The organism is Denitromonas iodatirespirans, from assembly GCF_018524365.1.
Taxonomy (GTDB): Bacteria; Pseudomonadota; Gammaproteobacteria; order Burkholderiales; family Rhodocyclaceae; genus Nitrogeniibacter; species Nitrogeniibacter iodatirespirans.
The window spans coordinates 169,784-185,429 of the sequence record NZ_JAEKFT010000005.1; the positions used below are offsets into that span (position 1 = coordinate 169,784).

Sequence of the window (15,646 nt, forward strand, 5' to 3'; positions counted from 1 at the left end):
CACGCTCCTCAGTTCAACTCGGCCACATCGGCAAAGTGGCCGGCGATCGCCGCCGCAGCTGCCAGTGCCGGACTGACCAGGTGGGTCCGCCCGCCGGCGCCCTGCCGACCTTCGAAATTGCGGTTCGAGGTGGACGCGCAGCGCTCGCCCGGCTCCAGACGGTCGGCGTTCATCGCCAGACACATCGAGCAGCCCGGCTCGCGCCACTCGAAACCGGCGGCCACGAAGACTTTGTCCAGCCCCTCGGCCTCGGCCTGCCGCTTGACCAGCCCGGAGCCCGGCACCACCAGCACCTGCTTGACCGAGTCGGACTTCTGGCGCCCCTTGGCCACTTCGGCCGCGGCGCGCAAATCCTCGATGCGCGAATTGGTACAGGAGCCGATGAACACGCGGTCCACCGCAATGCGCTTGATCGGCGTGCCGGCTTCGAGCCCCATGTAGGCCAGCGCACGGGTCATCCCTTCGCGCTTGACCGGGTCTTTTTCGGCCGCCGGATCGGGCACCGCGCCGTTGATGTCGGAGACCATTTCGGGTGAGGTGCCCCAGGTGACCTGCGGGCGGATCGCCGCCGCGTCCATCTCGACGATCTTGTCGTAGACCGCGCCATCGTCGGAGGTGAGCGTGCGCCAGTAGGCCACGGCGCGGTCCCACTCCTCGCCGGACGGCGCATAGGGGCGGCCCTTGAGATAGTCGATGGTGTTGTCGTCGACCGCGATCAGGCCGGCGCGCGCACCGGCTTCGATCGCCATGTTGCAGATGGTCATCCGGCCTTCCATCGACAGACCCCGGATCGCGCTGCCACCGAACTCCATCGCGTAGCCGGTACCGCCGGCCGTGCCGATGCGCCCAATGATGGCCAGCACCACGTCCTTAGCGGTCACGCCCGGAGCCAGCTCGCCCTCGACCTTGATCAGCAGGGTCTTCGACTTTTTCTGCACCAGACACTGGGTCGCCAGCACATGCTCGACCTCGGAGGTGCCGATGCCATGCGCCAGGCAGGCGAACGCGCCATGCGTCGAGGTGTGAGAGTCGCCGCACACCACGGTCATGCCCGGCAGCGTGGCGCCGTTTTCCGGGCCGATGACGTGCACGATGCCCTGGCGTTCGTCCTTGAACGGGAAGTACGCCAGCGAGCCGACTTCGCGGATGTTGGCGTCCAGCGTCTCGACCTGTTGGCGCGAGATCGGGTCCTTGATGCCCTCTTCCCAGTGATCCGTGGGCGTATTGTGATCGGCCGTCGCGACGATCGAACCGACGCGCCACGGCTTGCGCCCAGCCAGCTTGAGCCCCTCGAAGGCCTGCGGACTGGTCACTTCGTGCACCAGATGACGGTCGATATAGATCAGCGCCGTGCCGTCCGCGTCTTCGCGAACCACATGGCTGGACCACAACTTTTCGTAGAGCGTTTGAGCCTGTTGCATCTTGTCTTCCAACACACCGTGAACGTTTGATTAAACCACAGCTGTTTCCTGCTGGATAGCCGATATGCTGCGCTGCGCCATGCGGGTTTTCAGCGACGCCGGGTGGCCTCGTAGATCGGCATCACGCGCGCGGCATCGCGCGCCAGTTCGGCCTTGCGACTGGCATGCGAGGGGTGGGTGGACAGCCACTGCGGCGGCGCGCCATTGCTCTGCGCCGACATCTTGTCCCACAGGCCGATCGCCGCCCGCGGATCGTAGCCGGCACGCGCCGCCAGCTCGACGCCCATGCTGTCGGCCTCGGTTTCATGCAGGCGCGAGTTGGGCAGCTCGAAACTGACCTTGGCCACCGTCCCCATCAGCTCGGCACCGGGCTGCCCCAGGCCGACCGCCGCGCTCAACACCGAGACGCCAAGATTGGTAACCATCGCCTGCGACACCCGTTCGCGGGCATGTTCGCGCAGCGCGTGGGCGATCTCGTGCCCCATCACGGCCGCGATTTCATCGTCGCTCAGCTTGAGCCGGTCAATCAGCCCGCGATAGATCGCGATCTTGCCACCCGCCATGCACCAGGCGTTGAGCTCGTTCGACTCGATCACATTCACTTCCCAGCGCCACGCGGGGGCATCGCTCCGGAACGCCGCCGTCTGCGGAATCAAACGATTGGCGATGCCCCGCACACGGGTCAGCATCCGACGGTCGCGGTTGAGCATGCCCTTCTTGCGCGCCGCCTCGATCACTTGCGCGTACTGCTGCGCCGATGCCTGCTCGACCTCTGCGGCCGACACCAGCATCGACTGGCCGCGATCGACGCCGACCGCGCCGCCCTGCGTGGTCCGAACCGTCTGGCACCCAGCCAGAAACAACACTGCCGCGGCCACGCCGCCCCACCGAATCCACCGTCTAAGCATGTTCCGTCTCCTGAAATCCGTCCGTCCGCCAGCCCCGCCACACCCAGATCAGACCGATCAGGCCGAACACCGAGCCGAGCGTGAAGGTCCAGGCAGCGCCTATCCAGTCCCAAGTGTAACCGCTGATCAATCCGCCCAGCATTCCGCCGGCACCGAAGCTGAGGCTGCCATAGAGCGCCTGCCCGCGCGACTGCAGGCGCCCCGGAAACCACCGGTTCACCGCGGCGATGGCCGCCGCATGATAGGCGCCGAAGGTGGCGCCGTGCAGCAACTGCGCCAGCACCAGCACCTCGAGCGACGACACGCCCCAACCGATCATGGCAAAACGCAGCACCGCGGCGACAAAAGCGGCCAGCAGGATACGGCGCAGACCGAAGCGGCGGGTCAGGCGCGGCATCAGCATGAACACCCCGATTTCGGCCACCACCCCGAGGGTCCACATCCAGCCCACCAGCGCCTTGGAGTAGCCGGCGTCGACCAGCAGGATCGAATAGAAGACATACAGGGCGCCATGCGCGGCCGACATGAAGAAGGCGCCGCAGAGCAGCGCCTTCACCTCGCGGCGGCGCAACACTGCCGACAGGCCCGGCGTGTCATGGTGATGGGGCGGGCGCGGCGCCTCGGGCACGCACAGCGCGAACACCACGATGCCCGCCAGCAACGCGGCAGTCATCGCCAGTTGGCTATCGACCGGCAGCCAGGTCAGTGCATGGCCGATACCCAGCACGGCCACAATGAAGCCGACCGACCCCCACAGCCGGATCTTGCCGTAGCGCCCCGGTTGGCCGGCCAAATGGGCAAAGGTCAGACCCTCGATCAAGGGCAGCGCTGCACTCCAGAAGAAAGCCATCACCGCCATGCCGACGAAGATCCCGGCGAAGCTCGTGGTCTGGAAGAACACCGCGAACCCGGCCAGCGAGGCCAGCGCCGACACGCGCACGATGGGCATGCGGGCGCCGAGGCGATCGGCCAGCCAACCCCACAGGTTGGGCGCCAGGATCCGCATGACCTGCATCAGCGACATCAGAATGGCAATATCGGCCGCCGAAAAAGCCAGCGACTGCAGGTAGAGCGTGAAGTACGGCGAGAACGCGCCAATGAAGGCGAAGTAGAAAAAGTAGTAGCCCGACAGGCGCCAGTAGGGAAGCATGGCCGGCATTGTACCGACGCGGCGCGGCGACAGGAGCGGGCATGAAAAAAGCGCCCGCAGGCGCTTTGACGGGTGATGCCGCCGGCTCAGGCCGGGCTGTAGCGTTGCAGCAGGCCGAACAACTCGTCCTTGAGCTTGAGGCGCTCCTTCTTCAGATCCTCAAGCGCCTGATCGGTCGCCACTTCGGCCTCCACCTCGATGCGCACCACACGACGATTGACGTCATGGTAGCGATCGAACAGCCGCGAAAAGTGGCTGTCGGACACCTTCAGCGCGTGGATGGCCTCCCGGTACTCGGGAAACTCGGTATGCAGGTCATGGGATTGCAAAGTCATCGGTCGTCCTCATCGGTTCGTCCTCGGGATGACTTCAGCCTACGCCGGCGCCCTGCCCCTGCGCTTGACTCAGGTCAATCGCCCCTGGCCCGGGGCGACGCAACGGCCTGCGTTCCCTCCGGCGCCAGCGCGGCGATGCGCGGCGTCGGGCACTGCACGTCGCCGTTCTGCGCGCGGTGGCGCAAGGCATGATCGATCAGCACCAGCGCCAGCATCGATTCGGCGATCGGCGTGGCGCGGATACCGACGCAGGGATCGTGGCGACCATGGGTATTGACGATCACCGGGTTGCCCGCCTTGTCGATCGAGCGGCGGTCGAGGCGGATGCTGGAGGTGGGCTTGATCGCGACGCTCACCATCACATCCTGGCCGCTGGAGATTCCGCCGAGCACGCCGCCGGCATGATTCGACAGGAAACCCGCCGGCGTCATCTCGTCGGAATGTTCGGTGCCGCGCTGGACGATGCTGCGAAACCCGGCGCCGATCTCGACGCCCTTGACCGCGTTGATGCTCATCATCGCGTAGGCGATGTCGGCATCGAGGCGGTCGTACACCGGCTCGCCCCAGCCGACCGGCACGCCGCTGGCGACCACGTTGATGCGCGCACCGATCGAATCGCCGGACTTGCGCAGCTCGTCCATGTAGGCATCGAGCTCGGGCAACATGGCCAGATTGGGCGCGAAGAAGGCATTGCCTTCGGCATCCAGGTCATCCCAGCTGTTGAACGGGATTTCGATCGGCCCCAGCTGCGCCATGTAGCCGCGGATCACGATGCCGTAGCGTTCGGTGAGCCACTTGCGGGCAATCGCGCCGGCCGCCACGCGCACCGCGGTCTCGCGTGCCGAGGAGCGGCCGCCGCCGCGCGGATCGCGGATGCCGTACTTCTGCCAGTAGCCATAGTCGGCATGCCCCGGGCGGAAGGTCTCGGCGATGTTGGAGTAGTCCTTGCTGCGCTGGTCCTGGTTGCGGATGAGCAGCGCGATCGGTGTACCGGTGGTCACGCCTTCGTAGACGCCGGAGAGGATCTCGACGGTGTCCGGCTCGCGCCGCTGCGTGACATGCCGCGAGGTGCCCGGCTTGCGCCGATCGAGTTCGGCCTGGATGTCGGCCTCCGAAATCGCCAGCCCCGGCGGGCAGCCATCGACCACGCAGCCGATCGCCGGACCATGCGATTCGCCGAATGACGACACACAGAACAACTTGCCAAGAGTATTGCCGGACATGGGATCAACCGCGAGCAGGGAAAGCGTGCAAGTTTAGCAAATGCCGCGTCGGGCGCCCACGCTGCCGGCGCATTGTCAGCGACAGGCGCCGGTCTTCAAGCCGTAAAGAAAACAGTCGATCATGCTGCCGGAGAGATCAAGCGAATACACATCGGGTTGCAGGCACCAACCGGCGATCAGGCCGTCGATCATGGCCGACAACGACAGCGCGGCGCGATGCGGGTCGACATCGTCGGGCAGATCACCCCGGTCGCGCGCCTCGGCGAAGGCCTGCTCTTGGCGCAGCAGGTGGCGGTCGCAGCATTCGAGGCACTGATCGACCACCGGAACCATCTCATCGACGTACTCGCACTTATGCATGGCAATCGCGAACACCCGGATGTAACGCGGATCGGCGTCGATGCGTTCGATCACGCCCAGTACGCGGGCGCGCAACTCCTCGAGCGGCCGCTCGCTGGTGGTGTAGTCGACTTCCGAGATCTCCTCGAGCGGATCGATGGCACGACGCATCATGGCGTCGAACACCTCGCCCTTGTTGGCGAAGTGCCAGTAGATAGCCCCGCGCGTCACCCCCGCCTCCGTCGCAATATCCGACAGCGTCGTGCGGGCCACGCCCTTGCGATAAAACACGGATTCGGCCGCATCGAGAATCGCGTTGCGCGTCTCCTGCGCCTCTTCCTTCGTCTTTCTTACCATCCGCTCACCGGCCTGTTCCTGACAGTTGTTGCCACGGATTGAATCACACAAATCCTTCGCTGTCACTTTACATACATTCATGAATGTTTCTACAATCACGCTCATACAACGACAACCCTGGAACTCTCCCCAATGCCTGCCTCCCCTTTCGTCAAGCGAATGGCATCCGCCCCGGTCGTCGCGGCCATTGCCGCCGCCACGTTGACACTCACCGCCTGCGGCCGTGATGCACCGGCCAATCCGAGCAGCGCCCACCCGCCAGCCGCGGTCAGCGTCATCACCGCCACCCCCGAAGCCATCGAGGTGAGCTTCGAATACCCAGCCCGCCTGCACGGTGCGCGCGAAGTCGAGATCCGGCCGCGCGTCAGCGGCATCCTCCTCAAGCGCAAGTACGAGGAAGGCGCTCGCGTCAAGGCAGGCCAGTCGCTGTTCCAGATCGATCCGGTGCCCAGCGAAACCGCCGTGGCGCGTGCCGAAGCCGATCTGGCCGCGGCCAGCGCCCGACTCGAACAGGCCCGCCGCGAAGCCGAGCGCCTCAAGCCTTTGGTCGCCGCCAAGGCCACACCCCAGCGCGATTATGACGACGCCGTCTCCAGCCAAGAGGTTGCCGCCGCCGATGTGCTCGCGGCACGCGCACGCCTCAAGTCGGCACGGCTGGATCTCAAGTACACCCGGGTCGAGTCCCCCATCGACGGCGTCACCTCGCGCGCCTTGCAGCCGGAAGGCACTCTGCTGACCGGCCCCGAGAGCTTGCTCGCCGTGGTCACCCAGACCGACCCGATCCAGGTGCGCTTCGGCCTGCCCGACAGCGATCGGGCGCGCATCGACGGCGACATCGCCTCCGGCCGCCTGAAACTGCCGGACGACGGTCGCTTCCGGGTCCGCGTGCTGGGGCCGGCGCATCCGAACCTGAAGACCACCGGTAGCCTGGATTTCACCGACGTGCGCATCGATCCGGCCACCGGCAGCAGCGAGGCGCAGGCCGACCTGCCCAACCCCGAGCGTCAGCTGCGTCCGGGCGAGTTCGTCCGGGTGCGCCTGGAGGGTGCCGTCCGGCCCGACGCCATCGCCGTGCCACAGCGCGCCGTACTCGAGGGGCCGACGGGCCGCTTCGTCTACGTTATTGCCGAAGGCAAGGCCGCGGTGCGCCCGGTCACGCCGCATGACTGGGTGGGCGACCGCGTTGTCGTCGATGGCCTGAGCGCGGGTGACCAGGTGATTACCGACGGCGTGCTCAAAATCGGGCCGGGTGCGCCCGTTGCCGTCACCGCACCCGCCGACACCGCCGCTGCCAAGCCGGGAGCCTGACCATGTTCTCGCGCTTCTTCATCGACCGTCCGATCTTCGCGACGGTCCTCTCGGTGTTCATCATCATCGCTGGTCTGGCCGCCATGCGCGGCCTGCCGATCGCGCAGTATCCGGAGATCGCCCCGCCGGTGGTGACGGTGGCCGCCACCTATCCGGGGGCCTCGGCCGACGTGATCGAAAAGACCGTCGCCGCCCCGCTCGAGACCCAGATCATCGGCGTCGAGAACATGCTCTACATGAGCTCGACCTCGGCCTCCAACGGCCGCGTCGAGATCCAGGTGACCTTCGACATCGGCACCGATGTCGACCAGGCGGTGATCAACGTCAACAATCGCGTCAAACAGGCCGAGCCGCGCCTGCCGCTGGAGGTGCGCCGCCAGGGCATCAGCGTTGAAAAGGGCTCGTCCGCCTTCCTGCAGGTGGTCGCCTTCACCTCGCCCGACGGGCGCTACGATGACGTCTACACCAGCAACTATGTGACGCTCAACGTGCTCGACGTGCTCAAGCGCGTGCCCGGCACCACCAACGTGCAGATCTTCGGTGCCAAGGACTACGCGATGCGCGTCTGGCTCAATCCGGACCGCCTGCGCCATCACAACCTGGCCACCACCGACGTCATCCGCGCCATCGAGGAGCAGAACGCCCAGTACGCCGTGGGCCGCATCGGCCAGCCGCCGGTCGCCACCGGCCAGGCCATGGCCCTCACCGTCAACACCCGCGGCCGCCTGGCCGAGGCCAGCGAGTTCGAAAACATCATCCTGCGCGCGGACGCCAACGGGGCCCAGCTACGTCTCAAGGACGTGGCGCGGGTCGAGCTCGGCGCGCGCGACTACGACTTCATCGGCCGCCTCAACGGCCAGCCCGCCACCCTGGTCGGCATCTTCCTCAAGCCCGGCGCCAATGCGCTCGACGTGGCCGAGGACGTCAAGCAGACCCTGGCCGAACTGCGCACGCGCTTCCCGGACGGGCTGACCTACTCGGTGCCCTACGACACCACCGACTTCGTCAATGTGTCGATCCGCGAAGTGCTCAAGACGCTCGGCGAAGCCATGGTGCTGGTGTTCCTGGTGGTCTACCTGTTCCTGCAGAACTGGCGCGCCACGCTGATCCCCACACTGGCCGTGCCGGTGTCGCTGATCGGCACCTTCGCCGGCCTGCTGATGCTGGGCTACTCGATCAACACGCTGACCCTGTTCGGCATGGTGCTGGCCATCGGCATCGTGGTGGACGACGCCATCGTGGTACTCGAGAACGTCGAGCGGATCATGCACGAGGAAGACCTGACGGTGCGCCAGGCCGCCATCCAGGCGATGCGCGAAGTGACCGGCCCGGTCATCGCCATCGTGCTGGTGCTGTGCGCCGTGTTCGTGCCGATCGCCTTCCTCGGCGGGCTGACCGGCGAGCTGTATCGCCAGTTCGCCGTGACCATTGCCATCGCGGTGAGCATCTCCGGCGTGGTCGCACTGACGCTCACGCCTGCGCTGTGCGTGCTCATCCTGCGTCACGAGCACAAGGCCACCAATCGTTTCTTCCGCGCCTTCAACAGCGCATTCGACGCAGTTACCCGGCGCTACACCCATGGCGTGGCCTGGCTGATCCGCCGCGGCGCGCTCGGCCTGCTGCTGTTCGTCGGCATGGTCGCCATCACCGCCCAGCTGTGGCGCACCACGCCGGGCAGCCTGGTGCCGGACGAAGATCAGGGCTACTACATCACCGCCGTGTTCCTGCCCGACGGCGCCTCGCTGGAGCGCACCGACAAGGTCGTGGCCGAGGTCGAGAAGATCATCCGCAGCGATCCGAACGTCGCCTACACCGTGGCCTTCACCGGTTTCGACTTCCTCGGCGGCAGCTTCAAGAACAGCGCGGCGACCTTCTTCGTCACGCTCAAGCACTGGGACGAGCGCACCACCACGGCGGCCGAACTGGTCGGCAAGACCTACGCCACCACCGCCCACATCCAGGAAGCGCTGATCCTGTCCTTCAACCCGCCGGCCATCTTCGGTCTGGGTAACGCGGGGGGCTTCGAGTTCTATTTGCAGAACCGCGGTGGCAGCGACGCCAAGAAGCTGGCCGAGACCAAGGACCAGTTCCTCGGTGCGGTGAATCAGGATCCGATGTTCGCCATGGCGCAGACGCTGTGGCGCGCGAGCACGCCGCAGTTGTTCGTCGATGTGGACCGCGAGAAGGCCAAGACCCTCGGCGTGCCGCTCGACGGCCTGTTCGCCACGCTGGGCGCCAACCTCGGCAGCTACTATGTGAACGACTTCAACAAGTACGGCCGTACCTGGCAGGTGCTGATGTCGGCCGACCCAGCCTATCGCAACACGCCCCAGGACATCGCCGCCGCCTATGTGCGCTCCGACAAGGGCGCCTTGGTGCCGGTCTCCTCGCTGGCTACCGTGCGCAACGAAGCCGGGCCGGACACGCTGGAGCGCTTCAACAACCTGCCGGCCGTCAAGATCATCGGCAGTGCGGCGCCGGGGTATTCGACCGGGCAGGCCATCGCCCGGCTCGAAGACATCGCCGCCAAGACCTTGCCGACCGGTTTCAGCCTCGACTGGAGCGGCGCGGCCTACCAGGAACGGCGATCCAGCGGGTCCTCCGGCTTCACGCTGGTACTTGGCGCCTTGATGGTCTTCCTCATCCTCGCCGCCCAGTACGAGCGCTGGTCGCTCCCGCTGGCGGTGCTGCTGGCCCTGCCCTTCGGCACCTTCGGCGCACTGGCCGCGGTTTGGCTGACCGGCATGACCAATGATGTGTACTTCCAGATCGGCCTGGTCACCCTGCTCGGTCTGGCGGCCAAGAACGCCATCCTGATCGTCGAGTACGCCATCTACAAACACCGCGAAGGCATGAGTGCGGCGGCGGCGGCCATCGAGGCGGCGCGCCTGCGCTTCCGCCCGATCCTGATGACCTCGCTGGCCTTCATCCTCGGCGTCACGCCGCTGGTGCTGTCGACCGGCGCCGGCGCCGGCGCGCGCCACGCGGTCGGCACCGGGGTGGTCGGCGGCATGCTCGCCGCCACCTTCCTGGCGGTGTTCTTCATCCCGCTGTTCTATCGCTTCATCACCGAGCGCAAGCTGTCCGAACGACGCTCGCGCGACGAACTGTTCGAGGAAATCCGTGCTCGCCATGCCATCGCCCACGAAAAGCTGGTCGCCGAAGCGGCCGCCAATGGCAAGGAGCCCCGCCATGACTAAGCCGCTGAACCGCCTCGCGCCGCTCATCGCCGCACTGGTCCTCAGTGCCTGCGCCGTCGGCCCGGTGTATCAGGCCCCTGACTTCGCCCTCCCCGAGCGTTTCGCGCCGCCGGCCGCGGGCGCCACGCTGGCCACCGAGCTGGGCGATGCCTGGTGGCTGCACTATCGCGACCCGGTGCTCGACCGCCTGATGGCCGAAGCCCTGAGCCACAACGCCGACGTGCAGATCGCCGCAGCACGGCTGGAAGAAGCGCGGGCACGTGCCGGCATCGTTGATGCCGACCGCTACCCCACCGTCAGCGCGTCGGCCAGCAGCCGCCGGGCGCGCAGCAGTCTCGAAGGCGTGCCCACCGATCCGCGCACCGGCAACCTGCACAGCCTGGGACTGGACGCCCGCTACGAGCTCGACCTGTGGGGACGCTACCGCCAGGCCAGCGACGCCGCGCGCGCCGAACTGCTGGCCGCCGAGGCGGCCCGGCGCACCGTCGCCCTATCGCTCAGTGCCGAAGTGGCGACTCGCTATTTCGCGCTGATGTCGGCCGACGAGCGCCTGCAGGTGCTGACCCAGACCCTGGCCACCCGACGCGATTCGGCGGCACTGCTGCGCCGCCGTGTCGATGCCGGCAGCGCCGCACAGATCGACGTGCTGCAGGCAGACGCCGCCATCGCCGAGGCCGAGGCCACCTTGGCCGACACCCTCAGCTCCCAGCAGGCCACCGAAGCCGCGCTGTCCGTCCTGCTCGGCCGCTCGCCGCGCGCGGTTTTCGAAGAGAGCGTGGCGCGCGGTACCGGCGGCGACACCCCGGTCGCCGTCCCTGCCGGTCTGCCGGCCGAACTGCTCGCCCGCCGGCCCGATCTGCTCGAGGCCGAACAAGCGCTGGTGGCAGCCACTGCGCGCATCGGCGAAGCCCAGGCGCAGCGCTTGCCGGCCATCACCCTGACCGCTGCGCTGGGGCGCGAGTCGACCGACTTTTCCCGCCTGCTCGACGGCAGCGCCAGCGTCTTCTCGCTGGCCGCCGGCCTCACCCAGCCGATCTGGGACGCCGGCCGCCTCAAGCGCAATGTCGATGTCGCACAAGCGCGCGCCGACCAGGCCCGCGCGCGCTACACCCAGGCGGTGGCCGGCGCCTTTGCCGATGTGCGTCGCGCACTGGCCGCGCAGCGCGGGGCGATGGACAGCCGCGTCGCGCAGACGGCGCGCGTCGCCGCCTTGCAAGAAGCGCTGACGCAGGCGCGGATGCGCTTCGACGCCGGCGTGGTCAGCCGTCTCGAAGTGCTCGACACCGAGCGCAACCTGCTCGACGCGCAAATCGCTTTGACCCGCGCCTCGGCGGCACAGAAAACCGCCATTGCCGATCTCTTCCGCGCCCTGGGCGGTGGCTGGCAACCCCCGCTGGCATCGACCGCCAGCGTGCAATAAACAAAAAAACGGCCGGCGCAATGCCGGCCGTTTTTTATCGTCAGCGCGTTTAGCGGAAGAACTCTTCGAGCCGCTCGAACACCTTGTGCTCGGCCCCGTGGCGCGCCACGCTGATGACATCCTCCAGCTTTTCGACCTGCTTGATCATCTGCTCCAGACGCTGGTCTTCGAACACCAGCAGCCAGATGCGACTGCGCGTGGCGTCGGCCAGCGGCATGCACAGGATGCCCTCGACGTTGAAGGCGCGGCGCGCAAACAGGCCGCAAATGTGCGACATCACGCCGGCGTGGTTGGCCACTTCCAGCTCCAGCACCACCTTGACCAGCCCGGCCTGGGCGCGATCGATAACCATAGACATGCGATTGACTCCTTAGCCGATCATTTCAGTGTTGGCGGCACCCGGCGGCACCATCGGATAGACGAACTCGTCCCGGTCGATCGAACAATGGATCAGGCACGAACCGGGTCGCTTGAGCGCCTCCGCCAGGGTGGCGGCGGGGTTTTCGGCGGTATCGAGGTCCACCGCATCCAGGCCGAAGCCTTCGGCAACCTTAAGGAAGTTCACCGCCCGCTTGTACTTGGAGGCGACCGTGCGCTTGCCGTAGAACAGATTCTGCTGCTGGTACACCAGCCCCAGCGAGTTGTTGTTCATCAGCACGATCTTGACGTTGAGATCCTCCTCGGCCAGCGTCGCCATCTCCTGGATGTTCATCTTCAGGCTACCGTCCCCGGTAAAGCACACCACCGTGCGCGCCGGCTCGGCCAAGGCCGCACCGATCGCCGCCGGCAGGCCGAAGCCCATGGTGCCCAACCCGCCGGAGGTGAGCCACTGGCGCGGCCGGCGGAAGGGGTAGGCCTGCGCCACCCACATCTGGTGCTGACCCACATCGGTGGCGATCACCGCCTCGTCGTCCAGTGCATCGGCCACCGCCTGCACCAAGCCGTAGTGCGAACGCGGGTTCTCGAGGTTCGGCATGGCCAGCCCGAAGCGGTCCTTGAGCCCGGCCACATGCGACAGCCAGCGCTTGCGCAGCTTGACCTGCACCCGCGGCAGCAAGGCCTCGATCACCTGCGTCACGTCGCCGGTGATGCCGACATGGGCAGTCTTGATCTTGTCGAGTTCGGACGGATCGATGTCGACATGGATGATCTTGGCCTTGGGGCAGAATTGCGCCGCCTTGCCGATCGCCCGGTCGTCGAAGCGGGCGCCGACACAGATCAGCAGATCCGCCTCTTCGAGCACATAGTTGGTGTAGCGCGCCCCATGCATGCCGAGCATGCCGATCGACAGCGGATGGTCGATGGGCATGGCACCCAGCGCCATCAGCGTCATGGTAGTCGGCAGACCGCCTTGCTCGGCCAGTGTCACGGCCAGATGCGAGGCGCCGGAGTGGATCACGCCGCCGCCCAGGTACAACACCGGCTGCTCGGCGGCGTTGATCATCTCGGCGGCGCGCTCGATCGCCGCCAGCTCGGGCACCGGCGGGATGTCGCGCACGGCCACCGGCGGGTAGTCCTCGAAGCTCACCATCTGGCACTGCACATCCTTCGGCACGTCGACCAGCACCGGGCCGGGCCGGCCTGACATGGCAATGCGGAAGGCCTCGGGGATCACTTCGAGCAGTTCGGCGGCATCGCGCACCAGGAAGTTGTGCTTGGTCAGCGGGATGGTCATGCCATAGGTATCGACCTCCTGGAAGGCGTCGGTGCCGATCATGCCCAGCGGCACCTGGCCGGTGATGGCCACCATCGGAATCGAATCGAGCTTGGCATCGGCAATCGCGGTGACCAGGTTGGTCGCCCCCGGGCCGGACGAGGCCAGGCACACTTCCGGCTTGCCCGACACCCGCGCCATGCCCTGCGCCATGAAACCGCCGCCCTGCTCGTGGCGCGCCAGCACATGGTGGATGGTGTCGCACTGACCCAGCGCATCGTAGAACGGCAGGATGGCACCACCGGGGATGCCGCACACCGTCTCGATGCCTTGCCGCTCAAGGAGGCGCACGATCAGTTCGGCGCCGGTCATCTGCATCATTGTTCTTCTCCTGGTTTCTATCCGGGCTTGAAAACCGGCAGGAGAAAAAACGAAACCCCCGCCGGCTTCGCGCCGGCGGGGGTTTTCAGAATCTGATTCTCTGGGTGACCCGTTACGACGCGACCATGCCTACGCTGACTACGCGTACTACGACAACTACGTCGAGGGCAATGGTGAAACGGTTCATGGGGTCAACAGATACTGGGTTCGAGTAACGAGGCGATCAAACCATGTCTGCGCCCAAAAGGCAAGCGTCTTGCATCATGGCTTCTTGACCTCATCGTCGCGCAGCGCACGCCGCAGGATCTTGCCAACGTTGGTCTTGGGCAACTCGTCGCGGAACTCGACATGGTGCGGCACCTTGTAGCCGGTAAGGTTTTCGCGGCAATAGGCGATCAGCGCCTCCTTGGTCAGCGCCGGATCCTTGCGCACCACGAACACCTTCACCGTCTCGCCCGAGCGCTCGTCGGGGACACCGACGGCCGCCACCTCGATCACGCCAGGATGGCCGGCGACGATATCCTCGACTTCGTTCGGATACACGTTGAAGCCGGACACCAGGATCATGTCCTTCTTGCGATCGACGATGCGCACGAAACCTTCCGGATCGACGGTGGCCACGTCGCCGGTACGCAAGAAACCATCGGCCGTCATGACCTTGGCGGTCTCCTCGGGGCGGTTCCAGTAGCCGGCCATCACCTGCGGCCCCTTGACGCACAGCTCGCCCGGCTGGCCTAGCGCCACCTCGGCCCCGTTGTCGTCGCGGATGCTGACCTCGGTCGAACTGATCGGCAACCCGATCGAATGATTGAAGGCCTTGAGATCGAGCGGATTGATACACACCGCCGGCGAGGTCTCGGTCAGTCCGTAGGCCTCGACCAGCGGCTTGCCGGTGGTCTTCTGCCACTTCTCGGCCACCGCCTGCTGCACGGCCATGCCACCACCGAGGGCGATGCGCAGTGCCGAAAAGTCCAGCTTGGCGAATTCCGGATGATTGAGCAGCGCATTGAACAGGGTGTTGACCCCGGTGATCGCCGTGAAGCGCACCTTGGCCAGCTCTTTGACGAAGCCCGGGATATCGCGCGGGTTGGTGATCAGCACATTGGTGGCGCCGATCTTGAAGAAGGTCAGGCAGTTCGCCGTGAGCGAAAAGATATGGTAGAGCGGCAAGGCGGTGATGATGATTTCGCCGCCCTCGCTCAGGTACGGCTTGATCCAGGCATGCGCCTGCTGCAGGTTGCCGATGATGTTGCGGTGGGTGAGGATCGCCCCCTTGGCCACGCCGGTCGTACCACCGGTGTATTGCAGATAGGCGATGTCCTCATGACCGACCTTGACCGGCTTGAGCGCGTGCCGCGCCCCCGCGGCGAGAACCTCGTTGAAGCGCTTGTGGCCCGGCAACTCCCAGGCCGGCACCATCTTCTTGATGTACTTGACGACGAAGTTGACCAGCCCTCCCTTGAGCCCGCCGAGCATGTCGCCGAGCCGGGTCACCACCACATGCTTGATCGCAGTGCGCGGCAGGACCTGCTGCAAGGTGTGCGCGAAGTTGTCGAGGATGACGATCGCTTCGGCCCCCGAATCCTTGAGCTGGTGCTCAAGCTCGCGGGCGGTATAGAGCGGGTTGCAATTGACGACGGTGTAGCCGGCGCGCAAGGCGCCGTACATGGCCACCGGGTACTGAAGCACATTGGGCATCATCAACGCGACGCGCGTGCCCTGGGGCAATTTGAGCTCGCCTTGCAGATAGGCCGCGAACTGCCCGGTCAGCCTCTCCAGCTCGGTAAAGCTGATGGACTTGCCCATGTTGATGTAGGCCGTGCGTTCGCCGAACTGGCTGCAGCTTTGCAGAAACATGTCGCCGATCGAATCGAACTCGGTGACGTCGATCTCCGCGGGAATTCCAGGGGGGTAGCTCTTGAGCCAGACTTTATCCATGATGTCTCCTTT

At 66.2% G+C, this 15,646-nt stretch carries 12 protein-coding genes; 3 read left to right on the forward strand and 9 right to left on the reverse strand.

Annotated elements, in window-relative coordinates; all coding sequences use genetic code 11:
- Positions 1-8: 8 nt before the first annotated feature.
- The 6 genes from leuC to I8J34_RS06370 form a co-directional block, all read right to left on the reverse strand.
- Positions 9-1,421 (reverse strand): 3-isopropylmalate dehydratase large subunit, encoded by a 1,413-nt coding sequence (gene leuC, locus I8J34_RS06345; RefSeq protein WP_214360545.1) that lies wholly within the window; start codon positions 1,419-1,421, stop codon positions 9-11.
- An 89-nt stretch (positions 1,422-1,510) separates the two neighbouring features.
- Positions 1,511-2,329: a M48 family metallopeptidase gene (locus I8J34_RS06350; protein ID WP_214360546.1), complete on the reverse strand. Its 819-nt coding sequence runs from the start codon at positions 2,327-2,329 to the stop codon at positions 1,511-1,513.
- A complete protein-coding gene (locus tag I8J34_RS06355) occupies positions 2,322-3,479 on the reverse strand; it encodes an MFS transporter (protein ID WP_214360547.1) in 1,158 nt (385 codons plus the stop codon). Before I8J34_RS06355 ends, I8J34_RS06350 begins: the two co-directional genes overlap by 8 nt.
- 86 nt (positions 3,480-3,565) lie before the next feature.
- On the reverse strand, positions 3,566-3,814 hold the full coding sequence (locus I8J34_RS06360; RefSeq protein WP_214360548.1) for an HP1242/YdcH family protein: 249 nt from the start codon (positions 3,812-3,814) through the stop codon (positions 3,566-3,568).
- A 74-nt stretch (positions 3,815-3,888) separates the two neighbouring features.
- The gene (gene aroC, locus I8J34_RS06365; protein ID WP_214360549.1) at positions 3,889-5,037 is read right to left on the reverse strand and encodes a chorismate synthase; all 1,149 of its coding nucleotides are present in this window, start codon (positions 5,035-5,037) and stop codon (positions 3,889-3,891) included.
- Positions 5,038-5,112: 75 nt separating this feature from the next.
- On the reverse strand, positions 5,113-5,838 hold the full coding sequence (locus tag I8J34_RS06370) for a TetR family transcriptional regulator (protein ID WP_214360550.1): 726 nt from the start codon (positions 5,836-5,838) through the stop codon (positions 5,113-5,115).
- 27 nt (positions 5,839-5,865) lie between these two features.
- Here I8J34_RS06370 and I8J34_RS06375 point away from each other — a divergent pair, with 27 nt between their 5' ends.
- Genes I8J34_RS06375 through I8J34_RS06385 form a run of 3 tightly spaced genes read left to right on the forward strand, consistent with a single transcriptional unit; the run spans position 5,866 to position 11,661 of the window.
- Positions 5,866-7,041: an efflux RND transporter periplasmic adaptor subunit gene (locus I8J34_RS06375; protein ID WP_214360552.1), complete on the forward strand. Its 1,176-nt coding sequence runs from the start codon at positions 5,866-5,868 to the stop codon at positions 7,039-7,041.
- Positions 7,042-7,043: 2 nt separating this feature from the next.
- The gene (locus tag I8J34_RS06380; RefSeq protein WP_214360554.1) at positions 7,044-10,241 is read left to right on the forward strand and encodes an efflux RND transporter permease subunit; all 3,198 of its coding nucleotides are present in this window, start codon (positions 7,044-7,046) and stop codon (positions 10,239-10,241) included.
- Positions 10,234-11,661 carry an efflux transporter outer membrane subunit gene (locus tag I8J34_RS06385; RefSeq protein WP_214360555.1) on the forward strand — a complete coding sequence of 476 codons (1,428 nt, stop codon included), beginning with the start codon at positions 10,234-10,236 and terminating at the stop codon, positions 11,659-11,661. The genes I8J34_RS06380 and I8J34_RS06385 overlap by 8 nt, the downstream gene beginning before the upstream one ends.
- A gap of 49 nt (positions 11,662-11,710) precedes the next feature.
- Here I8J34_RS06385 and ilvN read toward each other — a convergent pair whose 3' ends face one another.
- The 3 genes from ilvN to I8J34_RS06400 all read right to left on the reverse strand — a co-directional run bounded on the left by ilvN (position 11,711) and on the right by I8J34_RS06400 (position 15,634).
- Positions 11,711-12,019: an acetolactate synthase small subunit gene (gene ilvN / locus I8J34_RS06390; RefSeq protein WP_370661880.1), complete on the reverse strand. Its 309-nt coding sequence runs from the start codon at positions 12,017-12,019 to the stop codon at positions 11,711-11,713.
- A gap of 12 nt (positions 12,020-12,031) precedes the next feature.
- Positions 12,032-13,696, reverse strand: a complete 1,665-nt coding sequence (gene ilvB / locus I8J34_RS06395) for an acetolactate synthase large subunit (RefSeq protein ID WP_214360556.1) — start codon at positions 13,694-13,696, stop codon at positions 12,032-12,034.
- 261 nt (positions 13,697-13,957) lie between these two features.
- Entirely contained in the window at positions 13,958-15,634 is a 1,677-nt protein-coding gene (locus I8J34_RS06400) for a long-chain-fatty-acid--CoA ligase (RefSeq protein ID WP_214360557.1), read from the reverse strand.
- Positions 15,635-15,646 lie beyond the last annotated feature (12 nt).